11 protein-coding genes and 1 pseudogene are annotated in these 16,831 nt (G+C 44.1%); 8 read left to right on the forward strand and 4 right to left on the reverse strand.

What is annotated here, in order from left to right:
- Positions 1-210, reverse strand: a pseudogene (locus tag T538_RS18960) (IS1380 family transposase); the annotation flags it as partial.
- 107 nt (positions 211-317) lie between these two features.
- Positions 318-761 carry an AbiH family protein gene (locus T538_RS0111335; RefSeq protein WP_031533936.1) on the reverse strand — a complete coding sequence of 148 codons (444 nt, stop codon included), beginning with the start codon at positions 759-761 and terminating at the stop codon, positions 318-320.
- A gap of 226 nt (positions 762-987) precedes the next feature.
- On the opposite strand from T538_RS0111335, the gene trxB reads away from it, so the two are divergent.
- The 4 genes from trxB to T538_RS0111360 all read left to right on the forward strand — a co-directional run bounded on the left by trxB (position 988) and on the right by T538_RS0111360 (position 5,077).
- Positions 988-1,929 (forward strand): thioredoxin-disulfide reductase, encoded by a 942-nt coding sequence (gene trxB / locus T538_RS0111340; RefSeq protein WP_031533935.1) that lies wholly within the window; start codon positions 988-990, stop codon positions 1,927-1,929.
- A 286-nt stretch (positions 1,930-2,215) separates the two neighbouring features.
- Positions 2,216-3,466 (forward strand): WG repeat-containing protein, encoded by a 1,251-nt coding sequence (locus T538_RS17210; protein ID WP_081834974.1) that lies wholly within the window; start codon positions 2,216-2,218, stop codon positions 3,464-3,466.
- 341 nt (positions 3,467-3,807) lie between these two features.
- Positions 3,808-4,167, forward strand: a complete 360-nt coding sequence (locus tag T538_RS0111350) for a hypothetical protein (protein WP_031533933.1) — start codon at positions 3,808-3,810, stop codon at positions 4,165-4,167.
- Between the two features lie 541 nt (positions 4,168-4,708).
- The gene (locus T538_RS0111360; RefSeq protein ID WP_051656053.1) at positions 4,709-5,077 is read left to right on the forward strand and encodes a hypothetical protein; all 369 of its coding nucleotides are present in this window, start codon (positions 4,709-4,711) and stop codon (positions 5,075-5,077) included.
- A gap of 370 nt (positions 5,078-5,447) precedes the next feature.
- Here T538_RS0111360 and T538_RS0111370 read toward each other — a convergent pair whose 3' ends face one another.
- A complete protein-coding gene (locus T538_RS0111370; protein WP_031533930.1) occupies positions 5,448-7,943 on the reverse strand; it encodes a glycoside hydrolase family 94 protein in 2,496 nt (831 codons plus the stop codon).
- Positions 7,944-8,103: 160 nt separating this feature from the next.
- On the opposite strand from T538_RS0111370, the gene T538_RS0111375 reads away from it, so the two are divergent.
- The 3 genes from T538_RS0111375 (at position 8,104) to T538_RS0111385 (ending at position 11,066) form a co-directional block, all read left to right on the forward strand.
- Entirely contained in the window at positions 8,104-8,964 is an 861-nt protein-coding gene (locus tag T538_RS0111375) for an enoyl-ACP reductase FabI (RefSeq protein WP_031533929.1), read from the forward strand.
- A 376-nt stretch (positions 8,965-9,340) separates the two neighbouring features.
- Entirely contained in the window at positions 9,341-10,129 is a 789-nt protein-coding gene (locus T538_RS0111380) for a hypothetical protein (protein WP_155993144.1), read from the forward strand.
- A gap of 121 nt (positions 10,130-10,250) precedes the next feature.
- A complete protein-coding gene (locus T538_RS0111385; RefSeq protein ID WP_031533927.1) occupies positions 10,251-11,066 on the forward strand; it encodes a hypothetical protein in 816 nt (271 codons plus the stop codon).
- Positions 11,067-11,134: 68 nt separating this feature from the next.
- On the opposite strand, the gene T538_RS0111390 is transcribed toward T538_RS0111385, so the two are convergent.
- Complete coding sequence (locus tag T538_RS0111390) at positions 11,135-13,456, reverse strand: pectate lyase family protein (RefSeq protein ID WP_031533926.1); 2,322 nt, start codon at positions 13,454-13,456, stop codon at positions 11,135-11,137.
- Between the two features lie 352 nt (positions 13,457-13,808).
- Here T538_RS0111390 and T538_RS0111395 point away from each other — a divergent pair, with 352 nt between their 5' ends.
- Positions 13,809-16,829: a SusC/RagA family TonB-linked outer membrane protein gene (locus T538_RS0111395; RefSeq protein WP_031533925.1), complete on the forward strand. Its 3,021-nt coding sequence runs from the start codon at positions 13,809-13,811 to the stop codon at positions 16,827-16,829.
- The last annotated feature ends 2 nt before the right edge of the window (positions 16,830-16,831 follow it).

The following is a 16,831-nucleotide window of genomic DNA, read 5'->3' on the forward strand; positions in this document are numbered from 1 at the left end:
GAAACGGCTTGCTCCGCACCAGACACCTGCGAACAAGCCCAATATGAGCTGTATCGGCTTATATCCTCTATTGGAACCCTGGATAGGAATACAGCATTTCTCCAATTGCTCTTCAAAATGGCATTTCTCAAGCATTTTCAGAAAAAGTGAAAGGCCTCCGAACGGGGTGATTTCCTTGTTCACGAACTTTATATCATAGTCACGCATCATCTTCTTATGTTTTTCTGCGTGGTAAAGGTAGTAATTTATTGAAGGATAGCCTAATACAACTGATATTTTCTAATGGCGGTCATTAGAAAAATAGACATGCCAAATTTCTAATGACCGATTTGGGTTAAATCGGCAACTTTTATAGGAGCAGGATATGACTCACCACATTTAAACAACAAATTATAGTATTCACTCTCAATATCAGCCCACCCTTTTGTTTCGATACTTTTACAAATATTCTGAATTAAAGAAGACTCATTAAAAATTATAGGATATTCTTTATACAAGTTTTCCCAGTTACTAATATATGTATTAAAATTACTATAAGCGCAAGCCCTGCCATTAATAATATCAGGACAAGATGCAAAAACATCCAACAAAGTTACATTTGTAGTTTTCAAAGAGCAAAGTCCATCCTCCCACTTAGAATCATTACATTTTTTCAACTGGTCTAACACCCCACTCCAATACCAATCAATAAAATCTTTATAACTGGTTTTAAGACCATGGGCTAAATCGAAGCCATTACCAATAAGTATTAATCTATTCATATTTTAATATTTTAAATTAGAAATTATATTTTTTGACAAAAATACTGTTTTTATATCGCCAAACAAATTTTATGGTTATATTATTTTCGAACAAGACTTCAAGTCTTAGGAATAAGATTAAAGAAACATTTTTGCCCAGCGCAAACAATAATATCGGCAAAGACAAGCGACATACAACTTTGTTTTATTATATTTGCAACCATTCAATAATCAAAAAACAAACAAAATGGAACACATCAAATGTCTTATTATCGGCTCGGGCCCTGCGGGATTCACCGCTGCAATATATGCCGGCAGAGCTAACCTCAACCCTGTCGTTCTTGAAGGCTTGCAGCCGGGAGGACAACTTACAACCACTACCGACGTGGAGAATTTCCCCGGCTATCCCGATGGTATTGACGGCGTTGGATTGATGGAGGACTTGCGCAATCAGGCGAAAAAATTTGGCACAGAGATTCGCGACGCCATCGTTACAGCAGTAGATTTCAGCAAAGCACCTTACATTATCACGCTCGACAACGGCAGTCAGATTGAGGCCGACACGATTATCATCTCTACAGGTGCATCGGCCAAATATCTGGGCTTGCCAGACGAGCAGAAATACGCGGGCAACGGAGTGAGCGCGTGCGCAACGTGCGACGGATTCTTCTACCGCAAGAAGGTTGTCGCCGTGGTGGGCGGCGGCGATACAGCGTGCGAGGAGGCTTCGTACTTGGCTGGACTGGCTTCGAAAGTGTATCTGCTGGTTAGAAGAAATGAGTTGCGCGCATCGGACATCATGCAGAAGCGCGTGCTTAACAACCCAAAAATCGAGGTTCTGTTCGAGCATCAGGCCGAAGGACTTTTCGGCGACACGGTTGTTGAAGGTATGCATCTTGTAAAGCACAAGGGCAAGGCTGACGAGGAGCACTACGACGTGGCTATCGACGGTTTCTTCCTTGCCATCGGCCACAAGCCAAACTCAGATGTCTTCAAGCCTTGGGTAAAGACCGACGAGACAGGCTACATCATTACAGAAAACGGCGGTCCGAAGACTGGAATTCCGGGAGTGTTTGCGGCTGGCGATGTTGCCGACCCTCACTACCGACAAGCCATCACCGCTGCCGGAAGCGGTTGCAAGGCGGCTCTTGAGGCAGAACGCTATCTTGCTTCGCTCGAAAACTATTGATACAAAACAGAAAAATGCGAGAATCAGCGGTTCTCGCATTTTTCTATTTTTCACTTCTGCTTGTTCAGAAAATACACGAAAAACATAAACATCTTTTTTCAAAGATAAAATCTCTCAGAAAACGCTTTTTTTCTCGGATTTTATGTTTACATTTGTCACGATGTCTGAAAAGGATTGAGACAATAAGAATGAAAAGAACGACACACCCAAGTTGCTGATAATCTACAACAATCAAGCGACTTGACAACTCACAAAAAATTCAAGTAACCTGCTAATTTAATATAAAATGAAAGTGAGACTACTAATAATCGGTTTGCTGTTTTCCTCAGTCGGACTGTTTGCACAAAACGGCAACGCAGAAAACCAGTCGGCAAAGCCCAGCGACTTGGCTTGGGTTAAGTTAAATGGCAAGTGCGGATTCATCAACTCAAAAGGAAAAACGATTATCGAACCGCAATTCGACGAAGTCCTCAGTTTCTCTGCCAACGGCTTGGCTCTTGTAAGGCAGAACAACAAATGGGGATATATAGACACGGCTGGCAAAATGGTTATTCAGCCGCAGTTCGACCTTGCCTGCGACTTCTCTGCCAACGGCTTGGCAAGGGTTAAGATAAAAGGTAAATTCGGATATATTGACAGAAGCGGGAAAATAGTAATCGAACCTAAGTTCAAATCTGCCGAGGACTTTGCAGCCAACGGCTTGGCAAAGGTTGAAATAAAAGGCAAGGACGGATATATCGATGCCAAAGGAAAGGTGGTTGTTCAGCCACAGTTTAAACGCGTGGGAAAATTCGCAGCAAACGGTCTGGCCTTGATAAAAACAAAAGACAAATACGGCTTTGTTGATACAAACGGAAAGACAGCAATAGAGCCGAAGTTTACCTTTGCAGCCGATTTCTCGGACAACGGACTGGCAGCCGTAGTGATAAACGAACGATGCGGATATATCGATGCCAAAGGTAATATAGTTATCGAACCGAAGTTTGATTTTGCCTACGACTTCTCGGACAACGGATGGGCTGGCATAGAACTGAATGGCAAGAGAGGATATATCGATGCCAAAGGCAACATCGTTATCGAGCCGCAATTTGAATTTGCCAGCGACTTTAAAGCCAACGGCTTGGCTGTTGTTAAACTAAACGACAAATGGGGTTACATTAACAAAGAGGGCAAAATGGTTATAGAACCGCAATTTGACATCGCCTATAGTTTCTCCGACAATGGTTTGGCAGAGATTCGTCTTGATGGCAAATACGGATATATTGACAAAAACGGAAAGTACGTTGTGCAGCCTCAATACGAGCATCCTTTGTATTTCTCGCGCAATGGTCTGGCATGGTTCAGACAAAACGACAAATACGGATATATAGACCAGACTGGCAAGACGGTTATCGAACCGCAGTTCGACACAGCAAGCGTGTTTTCTGCCAACGGCTTGGCTATTGTAAGTCAGAACGGCAAGTATGGATATATCGACTCGACTGGCAAATTCGTAATAGAACCGCAGTATGAACTTGCCGGTGGTTTCCCATACTAAACATTATATATAATGTGTAAAATCCGTCGCCACACACAATGTTGGCGGCGATTTTTCTGTCTTCCCCACTCGGCATCGGCAAAACAGAGTCACCTAAAGCAATATGAACATCTCTTGCAACAACAACCAAGAAAAGTCACTTTTTATACCATAGTTATGTTATAAAACATAATTCTTCTTGATTTTTATCAATAAAATATATGTTTTATGTTAAAAAACATAGTTTTATTGCATATTTCTCAATTTTCGTCGTATCTTTGCATTGTCAAACAGAGAGATACTGAATGACAAAACAAAAAATGTGATAATTAACAGAAGAACAAACTTAAAAATTGAAGAAAATGAAGAAGATGGTTTTAACAGCAGCAGCTGTATTTGGTTTCGCAGTAGCAAGTGTAGCAGCAGACAAGAACACTGTTAGCACAAAGGTTAATGTAAACACTGCAAAGTTGAGCGAGTATCTTGGTCTTACAGCAGCACAGTACGACGATGTTGAGGCAATTAACGAGTTCTTCGAGAGTGAGATGGCAGCAGCAGACAGAGCTTCTGAGGAGAAGAAGGCAAACAAGGTTCGCAAGGCTGTTCTTGGCAACTGCAAATTGATGAAGGAAACTCTTTCTAAGGAGCAGTACAACAAGTACTTGAACGTTATCAACGCTACAATGACTAACAAGGGCTTAAACGGCATGATCAATGAATAATAAAGTATTATTGATATTAGACAATTAAAGGTAGGAGTCACAAGATAGACTTTCTACCTTTTTTGTTTTATATGCCTTCATGAAATTAAAAGCAGGCATCCTCGAATATGCAAAAACACTACAAAGTAATAAACGCACTTAAAACGAAACAGCAAGCCCATGTTATGCCTGATTTCCGAATCCTGTTGAACTTTGGCACACAATGGCTGCCATGCATCGCAAGGCTCTTAAAGTCAGCAAACGATACATTGCAAAATAATAATGGCATTGAACTTAATTTCGAACAGGAAAATAAGGGTCCCACTCGTCTTTCTGCAAAAACAGGAAAAACACGTTAAAATATACATTTCACATTCATTTTATGCTTTATAGCATGTTTTTACTTGATTTTAGTCAACAAATCAAGCATTTCATGTTAAAAAACATAATTATATTTCATATTTCTTAAATTTCGTCGTATCTTTGCATCGTCAAACAGAGAGATACTGAATGACAAAACAAAAAAATGTGATAATTAACAAAAGAAGAAAATAATAAAAAAATGAAGAATATGAAGAAGATGGTTTTGACAGCAGCAGCTGTATTTGGTTTCGCAGTAGCAAGCGTAGCAGCAGACAACAACGCAGTAAGCACAAAGGTTAATGTAAACACTGCAAAGTTGAGCGAGTTCCTCGATCTTTCTGCCGCTCAGTACGACAATGTAGAGGCTATTAACGAGCACTTCGAGAGCGAGATGGCAGCAGCAGACAACGCTTCTGACGACAAGAAGGCTGCAAAGGTTCGCAAGGCAGTTCTTGGCAACTGCAAGTTGATGAAGGAGGCTCTTTCTAAGGAGCAGTACAGCAAGTACTTGAGCGTTATCAACGCTACAATCTCAAACAAGGGTTTGAACGAAATGATAAATGAATAAAATTTTCTTATTGATATTAGACTAATAAAAAAGTAGAAGTCCAGATTTTGGGTTTCTACTTTTTTTGTTTTCTATAAAATACTCGAATTTGCCATCCGAACTCTGTTCACTTGCTACCAGAGGGACACAAGAATTTAAAAAAACTGTAATTTTGACGAATAACTTCTTGTCACTCGGCGACAAAGCAAATTACAAACTCGGCTGCACCATAAAAATTGTTATTTTCAACAATCTTATAACACTGATTGTCTGTCAGATGACACTTTCATAGGATATATAATCAAAAAGTGGAGTACTCTCGGCGAGCACTCCACTCAAAGTGAACAATAAAACTATACTTATTCTAAAACGAATTTTCCTGATTTAAACATTATCCGAGAACGACCTCGACAGTATGCTTGCCGGCTGAGTACGGAACACTGTTTCCGTCGATGCTCTTGCCGTCCAAAACAAGTTGCTTTACGCCCTTCTGCACTGCGTTCGGATTAGAGACCTTGATTGTATATTCGGCATCGCGATATTTGCGAGAAACCGTATATTCCTTCATTGCCGAAGGTATGCAAGGCTCAATCTGCAAACCGTTGTACGATGGCTTGACTCCGAGGATGAACTGCGTAATAGTGTACCAGTTCCAAGCAGCCGTACCTGTGAGCCATGAGTTCTTGCCTTCGCCCGGCTTTGCTGCGTCCTTGCCTGCAACCATCTGTGAGTAGACGTAAGGCTCAACCTTGTGCAGAGTCTGGTCTTTGATGAATGCAGGACATATTTTGGTATAATGCTCCCACGCATCGTTACCACGTCCAGCAACCGTCTCGCCTATGATGACCCAAGGATTGTTGTGACAGAATATGCCGGCATTCTCCTTGTAACCAGCCGGATATGACGAAATCTCGCCCATCTCGACATGATAAGTTGTGTATGCAGGCCAGTTGAGAACCATGCCGTGCTCGCAGTCGAGATATTTCTTACAAGAGTCGAGAGACTTGTCAACCATGCCATCTTCGATACCGATGCCTGCCATTGTGCAGAAGCCCTGACTTTCGATGAATATCTTGCCCTCCTCGTTTTCCTTCGAGCCAATCTTGTTGCCATAGTAGTCGTAAGCGCGCAAGTACCACTCACCGTCCCATCCGTGCTTCTTCACAGCCTCGACCATCGAGTCGATGCACTTCTGAGCGCGTTCTGCTTCATCATCCTTTTTCAGTTCGCGACAGAGTTCAACATAATCGCGACCGCAGAATACGAACAAACCGGCAATCATCAAACTCTCGGCCTTTGTTCCTTCAGTCTTGTTCTCGGTTGTTTGGAAACTCTCGTTAGGGTCCCATGAGAAGCAGTTGAGGTTCAGACAGTCGTTCCAGTCGGCGCGACCAATGAGCGGAAGCATGTGCGGACCAAGATTCTCGACAACATGGTTGAACGAGATGCGCAAGTGCTCGAAGAGCGAGACCTCGCTGCCCGGCTGATTATCCCAAGGCACAAGTTCGTCGAGGATGCTGAAGTCGCCAGTCTCCTTTATATAAGCAACAGTTCCGAAGATGAGCCACATCGGGTCGTCGTTGAAACCGCCACCGATGTCGTTGTTCCCTCGTTTTGTGAGCGGCTGATACTGATGATAGCAGCCACCATCGGGGAACTGAGTAGAAGCAATGTCGATGATGCGCTGACGGGCACGGCTTGGCACCTGATGCACGAAGCCCACAAGGTCTTGGTTCGAATCGCGGAAGCCCATTCCACGACCTATGCCGCTCTCGAAGAACGATGCCGAACGCGAGAAGTTGAACGTAATCATGCACTGATACTGATTCCAGATGTTGACCATGCGGTCGAGACGCTCGTCGCCCGACTTAACGGTATATTTGTCGAGCAGTTCGTCCCACTGTGCTCTCAACTCGGCGAAAGCCTTGTCTACAGCCTCAACAGTAGAGAATCGCGCGATGGTCTCCTTCGCCTTCTTCTTGTTTACAAGCGTTACATCGCTTGCCTGCGACGAAATCAGTTCGCCACTCTTCTTGCGTGCAATCTCGCTTTGGTCGAACTTCTCATTCTGCTCGTTCTCAACATATCCGAGGAGGAAAATCAAATCTTTGCTTTCGCCCGGCTTCAGTTCTACTTCGATGTAATGCGATGCTATCGGGCTCCATCCGTGTGCCAGACTGTTGCTTGGTTTTCCGTCCATCACGCACTGCGGATTGGCAAACTCGTTATATAGTCCGACGAAACTCTCGCGGTCGGTGTCGTAGCCCTGAACAGGCACGTTTACCGAATAGTATGCGTAGTGATTTCGGCGTTCCTTGTATTCGGTTTTGTGATAGATGACGCTGCCGTCAATCTCGACCTCGCCTGTCGAGAAGTTGCGCTGGAAGTTCTCCATATCGGTGGCAGCATTCCACAAGCACCACTCGGCAAACGAGAAGAGCTTAATCTTCTTTGTCTGGGCAGATGTGTTCTTCAGAGTCAGTTTCTGCACCTCGGCCCATGTCTTGAGCGGAACGAAGAAGAGCACGCTTGCCTCGATGCCGTTCTTCTTGCCGGTAATGCGAGTGTAGTTCATGCCGTGGCGGCACTCGTATTCGTCGAGCGGAGTCTTGCAAGGCTTCCATCCCGGATTCCATACCACGCCGTTGTCGTTTATGTAGAAATAGCGGCCGCCGTTGTCCATCGGCACTCCGTTGTATCTGTATCGGGTTATACGGCGGAACTTAGCATCCTTGTAGAACGAATATCCGCCAGCGGTGTTAGAAATAAGCGAAAAAAAGTCCTCGTTACCAAGATAATTTATCCAAGGCCAAGGTGTTTTTGGGTCGGTGATGACGTACTCTCTCTGCTCGTCGTCAAAATGACCAAAGACTTTATTTTTCTCCATACAGTTAAGTGATATTTATATGTTGTTATAGATGTTGCAAAAATATAGATTAGGCATCATATATTATTTGCGCTGATTATCAAAAAATGATGCTTTTTGACTACAATATAAAAAATTAGCATTATCTTTGCGCCCAACAAAAATTTAGGATTTAATTTTTATGGCTTATAATTTATTAAAAGGTAAAAGAGGCATCATCTTTGGTGCTCTTAACGAACAGTCAATCGCTTGGAAGGTAGCCGAGCGTGCAGTAGAAGAGGGTGCAGAGATTGTACTTACAAACACTGCTGTTGCCATTCGCATGGGAACTATTGACCAGCTTGCAGAAAAGACTAAGGCAACCGTTATTGCTGCCGATGCAACAAGTGTTGCCGACCTCGAGAACTTGTTTACAGAGGCACAGAAGGCACTAGGTGGTAAGATTGATTTCGTTCTTCACAGTTGCGCAATGAGCGCAAACATGCGCAAGAAGCGTACATACGACGACCTTGACTACGATTTATTGAATAAGACATACGATATCAGCGCCATCTCATTCCACAAGATGCTTCAGGTTGCAAAGAAGCTTGATGCAATCTCTGAGGGTGGTTCTGTTCTTGCCCTTACTTATGTTGCTGCACAGCGTACATTCTTCGGCTACAACGATATGGCAGATGCCAAGTCTCTGCTCGAGAGCATCGCACGCAGCTTCGGCTACATCTACGGCCGCGAGAAGGGCGTTCGTGTAAACACAATCTCACAGAGCCCTACAATGACTACTGCCGGCGGCGGCATCAAGGGTTTTGACGGTCTGTTCGACTTTGCCGACCGTATGTCTCCTCTTGGCAATGCAAGTGCTGACGACTGCGCTGACTACTGCATCACTATGTTCAGCGACCTTACAAAGAAGGTTACAATGCAGACTCTTTACCACGACGGTGGCTTCTCAAACATGGGTATGTCGCTCCGCGGTATGACTCAGTACCAGAAGAGTTTCATCGACGAGAACCGCGACGAGAACGGTAAGATTATCTACGGATAATCACCTTCCAGAAAAATAAAGGCTAATATCGCTATTTTCAAGATAGCACTTTAAATAATAGTGCCCTACATTGTAAAAGATGTAGGGCGCTTTATTTTATAAGGTATAGTTGACAGAATTATATTAAAAGAACTTAATCCCGAATAGTGGGTTCCCCTTTATGTAACTCACAAAATCCATTTTCATTCATTTTTTTTTAAAGCATTTGCATATTTCAAGGATTTTCACGTATTTTGTATAAAAGTCGCACATAAGCCAATGGTAAACTAGATATTTTTTACGTTACTAAGCGTACTAAAAAATCGGTGATATGTAAAACTTTTTCATGTTATAATTTTCTTTATATTTAATTCCGCCAAGGAGTATACGAAATTTTATGGAATATGAGATGCCAGAAGACTACCTTAATCACAAGGTGTTTGAAGACTTGAAGTTTATGAAGAAATTCTACAACTCTATTTCGATGAGTTGTTTTTGTTTTGTAGCAAAAGGCACTTATGGAATAGCGAACTATGCTTCATACGTCTATTCTGCAATTGAGGGGACACTTGATTCCATTACAATTCTGTTAGAAAAGGGTAGAATTAATGATGCTTACACGCTGATCCGTAAACTATTTGATGATATTCTTCTTGAAATATATATGGACGTTATATTGAAAGACAAAATCAGCATTGATAACCTTTTTGTTCAAGAAGTTAATGAATGGATCCAAGGAAAACATCGTATTCCAAAGACAGAAAAGATATTGAAATATCTAAAAGAATCTCAAAGAACAAAAGACCTATATCCACTGTTTGGATGGGATACTTATTTGAAGAAAAACCGTGAATTGTTGGATGATAGTGTTCATTCTAACCGTTTTAAACTAATGTTGTTGAATTGCAATACGATTTACATAGAGGACAGAGAACGACATTTGAAAAATTGCGAGGTGATATTAAACCAACTTTTTCTTATTCATCTATCATTTATATTTCACCTCAATTCTCCTTACGTAATGGCTTCAGATTTAATTGATCATATAGAAATGGGAATGACACCACCCGAAGGTAGTGAGAAATGGATTGCCCCATTCGCTCAAGAAGCTTTTGATAAGATAATAAAACCACACATGTCGATTGCCAACTTTATTATTTCCACGTGTCCATTAGAGATTTCGTAAGAATAATACGTTATATAGAGGTTAATGAAGACAATTCAGAATATCATATTTCTGAGCGACTTGGACTATTGTCTTTTAAGAAAAAAACATACCTTTGCAGATGATAACTTAAAAAAGTAAAATGATGATGAACATTTTTGAAAAGATAGTACGTTATTTTAAATATTTACTTGGTTACGACAACATCCACCTTGAAGAACAAAAAGAAGTCGTTTCAAAATCAACAGAGCATTTTGAAGAAGTTCATGAACCTCACATTGAAACATCAAAAGAAATCGATTCGAAATCAATAGATTACAACATATTCATATATAAAGACAAATGGAAATGTATAAATGTTGTTTTTAACCAGAAGATAATAAACGGCAAACATTACATTTATAGCTGCGACTATGTTCTTAATGGCGAAGAAGTTAACTACACCGACGAACAATACAAACAGCTTGCAAAAGATATATACAGATATCCCCAAAAACACCATTACAGAAGTCTTCATAATTTGGAAGATGATGAAAAAATAAAGTCTTTTCAAGAATTTTCGAATGCTCACAGAAACGGGGCACACATTTACGATGGCGTTTGTAGCAACGAATGTTGGAGTGTGTACGAAGATAATGGCAAAGCATTCTTAGATGCCAGCCATAGAGGATGGCACTTCGAAACAATTATAATATATCCACTCAGCCAGAAACAGCGTTGTTATAGTTTACATTATCTTAGCTTACTCTCACGGCTAATCAGATATAACTATCCGAAAGATACAAATATGGACACAAAAAATATTACAGAAGAGACGCAAACCATCAGTCAAGACGAGCCTATAAATGAAATAATAATATACAACCCAGTCCCAGAATTTGGAGAGCTATCAGATGTGGAATGGAGAGAATTTGTTCATGATTCAGAATTCTGCAAAGAGATAGAATGTTCAGAATAAAAGAGACATACAAAAAAGGCTGCACCAATCAAGATGCAGCCTTTTTGTTTCATTGCCGAAGTCCGATTTTATCGGCCTACGTATTTCTTACCGTTCATGATGTAAACCTCGCCCTTGGCTGGGTTCTGGATTCTGCGACCGCTGAGGTTGTACTTAACACCGTTTTCGACTGTCTTTATAGGGGCAGAAACGGCGGTTGTTGTGTTGGCTGTGAAAATCTTCACGCCGTGAACATACAAGCCACCCGTAGCCGTGTTTGTAATCTGAACATATTTTGGTGAGCCTGAGAGAGAGAAATTCTCGTCGTACTCGCCCTTCTTCTTTTCTGAGTAGCTGCTCTGCTCTTGCAGATTATCCAAGCTGTTGCCAGCCAGAATCTTTCCGGCAAGCGAGCCTGTACGGAAGAGCAAGAATGAAATCTGCTCGATGCCGTCTGGACAGTAGAATGTAGCCTTTCCTGTTGATTTCTGAAGGAGGAGCGCGCCGCTCTTTGTATCGTCGGTTGCTGTGGCATCAGCCGAATAAGAGGCATCATAGAGGACAATTGCGCCGTCGGCAATAAACTGCTTTGTCTTGCTGTCGTTGCCGGCATTGAACCAATAGTAGCCGCCGTCTGCTCCGCCAAGGAACAAAGACACATCTGTGCTCGATGAAGAGCCGCCGCCACTTACATATCCCGGCACATAATCGGCATTCTTAACGGCATCGCCGCCTGAGCGGTCGCCCTCGGCATATCCGCCGTTGCTAACCTCGGCCGGCAATGTTGAGTCGAAGAAGCCTACCAACGATGATTTGTAGTCCTCAACCTCCTTCTTCAGTTTGCTGATAACGGCGTAGTTCTCGTCCTCAACGGCATTGTTGAACTGCCACTTGAAGTCGCCCTGTCCCATGCGTCCGGCCTTGGCCATAACTATCTCAGGAACGTTTTCGGCCTCGTCGGCAACGTAAGCGTATGCCAGAGTTCCGTCGGTGTCGTAGTTAAGGTATGAAGTTCCGCCGCCCTTGCACACAACAGCCGAAGGAACGGCATCAGAAGCCGCCTTTACCTCGTAGGCATCCCAGTCGTAAGTAGAGGCGTTGGCATCGCTGTAGAAGTTGCATCGCTTGGCATTTACAATCTTGTTGGCGAACGACTTGATTACGCCGCCCGGCTCGCCCGAGAATGTGCCGTCGCCCTTTCCGTCGGTTCCCTGAAGCGAGATGAGCATAGGATATTTGCAGTTGCGGAAATAGTTCTTCTCGACAAAGGCAGAACCGCCCGATGTCATTCCGACGCCATACTTTGAATTTCCGTCGAAATAGTTGTTGTAGATGTGGAAATATGACGTGCGGATGCGCGGATGACGCGAATCTGAATGGTCGAACCAGTTGTGATGATAAGTAAGGACGCTGCTTGTAACCTCGCCGCTCATGCCTCCGAGCGAGCTCTTGCCGCTGTCGAAGAAATGGTTGTAAGCCACGGTTATGTAGGTCGATTTGCCTTTTATATCAACCGTGCCGTCGCCCTTTGCCTGATCGGAGTCGCCGCCTGTCTTTCCGTAGAAGAAATCCATGTTGTGAATCCAAACGTGCTGATTGTCGGTATCGAGCGACAGAGCATCGTCCATAAAGTTCATTACGGCAAAGTTTCTGAACTCAACATTCTTTACCGCTCTGGCAAGGATTCCGAAGCCCCAGATTGTGGCATCATCGCCGATGCCCTCGATAGTCATGTTAAAATCGTTAGAGCCGTTGTTCTTTACCTGAAGTCCCTCTGCCGAAGAAGAAATATGGTCGAGGTCGGCGAGTTTTACCGTTCCGATGATTCGGAATGTGATAGGAGTAGAGTCCTTGCCCTTCATATATGTGTCGAGGATTGTCTGCCAACCCACGCACTCGGTTGTTGTACCCTTCTTTGTGTCGGTGATGACGTTGCACTTTACCGTCTTGGCATTGTTGGCGTAGATGTAGACAACGCGCGCGCCATCTTTCAGTGTTCCGTCGTTCTTGTACGCGCCTACGCCGTTGCTCACGCCCTGATGAGCGAAGCCGGCTCTGTCGTATGCCACGGCTGTAAACAGACCGCTCTCGGCAGCCTCATCCTTCTTTTCGCTGCCGTCAATAATAGGAACAACCATAAACTGATATGTTCCGGCAGAGAGTCCAACCATATCGGCACGACCGTACGAGCCATAGTTGCGCACAAGCTCATTGTCAACCTTAGTCCAGTCGGATGCACCGCTTGCCTTGTAAAAGACGTTGTATCCAGAGGCATTCTGGAGCGGCTTCCACGTAACGTAGCCACTCTCGAACCAGCCCTGCGTCTTGATAATCTCGACAGCCGCATCTACGTTAAGGCTGAATAGCGACAGTATCATTCCTGCCGCCACCTTTAAAATCGTTTTCTTCATCTTTTTAGTGTTTTGTTAGATTTGTTTTTGATAAAAACCTTCGACAAAATGATTTTTCGTTCTCGTACACAAAGAAAAGATATTATTGTCAGAAATGCAAGATTTAGGCAAAATAAATAACATTTTTTAACGATGAAACTTTATTGATGGCAGCATACGCCGACTGTAATCAACTTTTTTCATTTTTTACAAACGCAATTAGCGTTTTATACCGAATATTAGTGATTGAGAGCCTGTAAATCGCCAAAATTAGTGATTGTGTATACAAAATCTCGGCAATATCTTTGCGTCCGTTTTTTAAGAAACAGCATTTTATTTTGTTTTAGAGTTAATGAGAGTTTGTTGCTTTATAATGTATTTGTTGTGTAGTCTTTCCGTTTCTGTATTTGCGCAGAACGACAAACAGAAGATTACAGGTATTGTGTATAACGAAAATAAAGAGCCGCTGCCCGGAGTTGTTGTAAGAATAAACAGTACAGTACAGACAACCACCGACAGCAACGGCAAATACGTGCTTTCTGGTAAATGGAACGCAGATGAGAAAATAGAATTTGCATACATTGGCTACCGCACGCACACGTTTGCCGTCGGAAACCGCAAGATTCTGAACGTAACGATGAAGGAGAGCCTGATTGAACTTGACGGCTGCGTGGTTACCGCAAAGACAAACGTTAATGCAATAGACTTGCGGGCTAAGTCGGGAGTGGTTGAAAGCGTTGACATGAAGCGCGTGGAATCCAAGCCGATGATAGACTTTGCCCTATCGCTTCAGGGGCAGATTCCCGGTCTGGTTGTAACCAACACGGGCGAACTCGGCTCTAATCCCGAAATCAGAATAAGAGGCAACTCATCGCTGCGCAAAGGAAACACAACAAACGAGCCTTTGTATGTGCTCGACGGACAAGTGATAAATGCCGACGTATTCTACAATCTAAATCCTTCAGACATAAAAAGCATGAAGGTGCTGAAAGATGCCGCAGCCTGCGCCCTCTACGGCGTGAAAGCCGCCAACGGAGTTCTTGAGATATCATCGCAACGCGGATATAACGGCACGAAAACGGTAAACTACTCGGCAAACATAGGCATAACCACAAGAGGACGACGAGGCGTGAAGATGATGAAATCGGCTGAGAAACTCGAACTTGAGCGTCTTCTTCAGAACCCGGAGACTCCCGGCTACCGATACAGCGCGGACTACTACAACAAATACTTCTATGACGACCCTAATCTGGCAACTCTCATAAACGAGGGCGAGGAGATTCTGAACACTCTGCGAAATACAGACACAGACTGGTTTGAGGAACTTCTACACACTAACGTATACCAGAACCACAACCTTAGTCTGAAAGGCGGTAACGGCGAGACATCATACTATATATCGGGCAACTATGCCTATCAGGGCGGCAGAATGGAAGGTAACGACAAACGCCGCATGGGAGTAAGGCTGAATCTCGACCACAAACTCGGGACAAAAGGCTATCTGATGATGAGCGTAAACGGCGGATTCTCGAAGACGAAGACACCAAACGGAACGAAAAACGACCCTACATCGCTGGTTTACGAGCTGAATCCATACGAGACAAAAAGCGGAAAGCTGTGGTCGTATCCGGGACAGACATACTACGAACTTACGCATCAGTACAGCGCAGAATCGTCTGACAAAAATGCCGGAGCAAGCGTAAACATATCCCTGAATCCCATCGAAGGACTCAACATATCTGCCGTGGCAGGACTGGATTTCGTGCTTGGCGAAGGCAATCAGTTCACGCCATCTACCGCATACAGCGAGACACACAGCGGAGTGCCCGAATATGCAAGAGGCATCTACACAAAATACAAAAACACTACTGTAAACCGAACATCGAACATCAGATTAACATACAACCGCCAGTTTGGAAAAAAGCACGACCTTACCATAGGCTGCAACATGGATTATTACAGAACTGATACAGACAGCGAACTGATACGCGGCTATGGCGTTGGCACGCTTAACACGGCGGCGGCAATAAACCAGTCGCTGCAAGGTACAAGACAGCCATACGTAAGCGCACCGCGCGACAAAACAGCTCAGCTTGGCTTTGGAGGCGTGGCGGGATATACCTTCGACAGCACTTACGACGTGTACGCAACGCTCAAGGCTGATGCGTCGAGCGTGCTGCCAAGAGAAAAAAGATGGAACAGAGCATGGGCTATTGGTACAGGACTGACACCTACAAAATACAAGATGCTTGCCAACCTAAAATGGCTATCGTATCTGAATCTGAAATTTAGCTACGGACAGACGGCAAACCTAAACGGTGTTTCGACCTCGCAGACCGTTGCAAGCTTTCAGTACTCAACATCGAGCTACGAGAACTGCCGTCCGCTCGACTTCGTAACGCTCTACAACAAAGACCTTGTGCCCGAGCAGAATATCACATCAGACATTGGTCTGTCGGCAGAATTTCTCAAGCGGATTACGCTCGACATGAATCTTTACAGCCGCAAGACAAAGCAGGCTTTGCTCGATGTGCCCATTCCGTCATCAACAGGATACACTATGCTGAAACGCAACATCGGCGTGCTTCAGAACAAAGGAATCGAGATTGGACTCAACTTCAGGATTCTGGATTCGAACAACTGGAGAATGACTGTGGGAGCAAACATTGCCTACAACGAGAACAAGGTTCTTGACCTTTACTATACCGACAAGATATACACATACGAAGAATCGCTCGTGCCCGACTACGAGATTGGCAAGTCGTACGACATGCTCTACGGTCCGGAATCGCTCGGCATAGACCCGATGACAGGCTATCCGGTGTTTCGCGACGGCAATGGCGGCGAGAAGCAGACAAGCAGCACGCTGAAGAAAGAGGACATCGTGGCACTCGGACATCTTACACCGCCTTACACCGGCTCAATACGCCTCAGCAGCGCATACAAGTCGCTCGAGTTTGATGCCGATTTCTACTACGTTCTCGGCGGAGTTCAGAGATACAACTACAGCTATGTGCGCAACCGCGACACCGCCACAAAGAACGCGGTAGCCGGTCAGACAGAGAAGATGTGGTTCAGACAAGGCGATGAGCACAAAACCTATTGGACACCGTTCTACACATCTGCCATAGCCGAAGAGAACATCGCCCTTTATCCTAACTCGCGAACCGTGGGCAGCAGCAACTATCTGAAGCTGTCGATGCTATCGGTTCGTTACCGGATTCCTTCGGGATGGATGAAAAAGAACGCGCCGTTTGTACGATACGCAACCATCGGACTGCAAGGCAGCAATCTGCACATGTGGACAAAATACAACGAGAGCGACCCCGAAAGCGGACAGCAGACAGGAACGGTGCAGCCCGTATATACTTTTAACGTGAACTTAACATTTTAGGA

The organism is Bacteroides sp. Ga6A2 (assembly GCF_000702225.1).
GTDB lineage: Bacteria > Bacteroidota > Bacteroidia > Bacteroidales > Bacteroidaceae > Ga6A1.

Coding starts and splice junctions, on each gene's coding strand:
- T538_RS0111335 (WP_031533936.1), bottom strand. CDS start 761: ATGAATAGATTAATACTTATTGGTAATGGCTTCGATTTAGCCCATGGT.
- trxB (WP_031533935.1), top strand. CDS start 988: ATGGAACACATCAAATGTCTTATTATCGGCTCGGGCCCTGCGGGATTC.
- T538_RS17210 (WP_081834974.1), top strand. CDS start 2,216: ATGAAAGTGAGACTACTAATAATCGGTTTGCTGTTTTCCTCAGTCGGA.
- T538_RS0111350 (WP_031533933.1), top strand. CDS start 3,808: ATGAAGAAGATGGTTTTAACAGCAGCAGCTGTATTTGGTTTCGCAGTA.
- T538_RS0111360 (WP_051656053.1), top strand. CDS start 4,709: ATGAAGAATATGAAGAAGATGGTTTTGACAGCAGCAGCTGTATTTGGT.
- T538_RS0111370 (WP_031533930.1), bottom strand. CDS start 7,943: ATGGAGAAAAATAAAGTCTTTGGTCATTTTGACGACGAGCAGAGAGAG.
- T538_RS0111375 (WP_031533929.1), top strand. CDS start 8,104: ATGGCTTATAATTTATTAAAAGGTAAAAGAGGCATCATCTTTGGTGCT.
- T538_RS0111380 (WP_155993144.1), top strand. CDS start 9,341: ATGGAATATGAGATGCCAGAAGACTACCTTAATCACAAGGTGTTTGAA.
- T538_RS0111385 (WP_031533927.1), top strand. CDS start 10,251: ATGATGATGAACATTTTTGAAAAGATAGTACGTTATTTTAAATATTTA.
- T538_RS0111390 (WP_031533926.1), bottom strand. CDS start 13,456: ATGAAGAAAACGATTTTAAAGGTGGCGGCAGGAATGATACTGTCGCTA.
- T538_RS0111395 (WP_031533925.1), top strand. CDS start 13,809: ATGTATTTGTTGTGTAGTCTTTCCGTTTCTGTATTTGCGCAGAACGAC.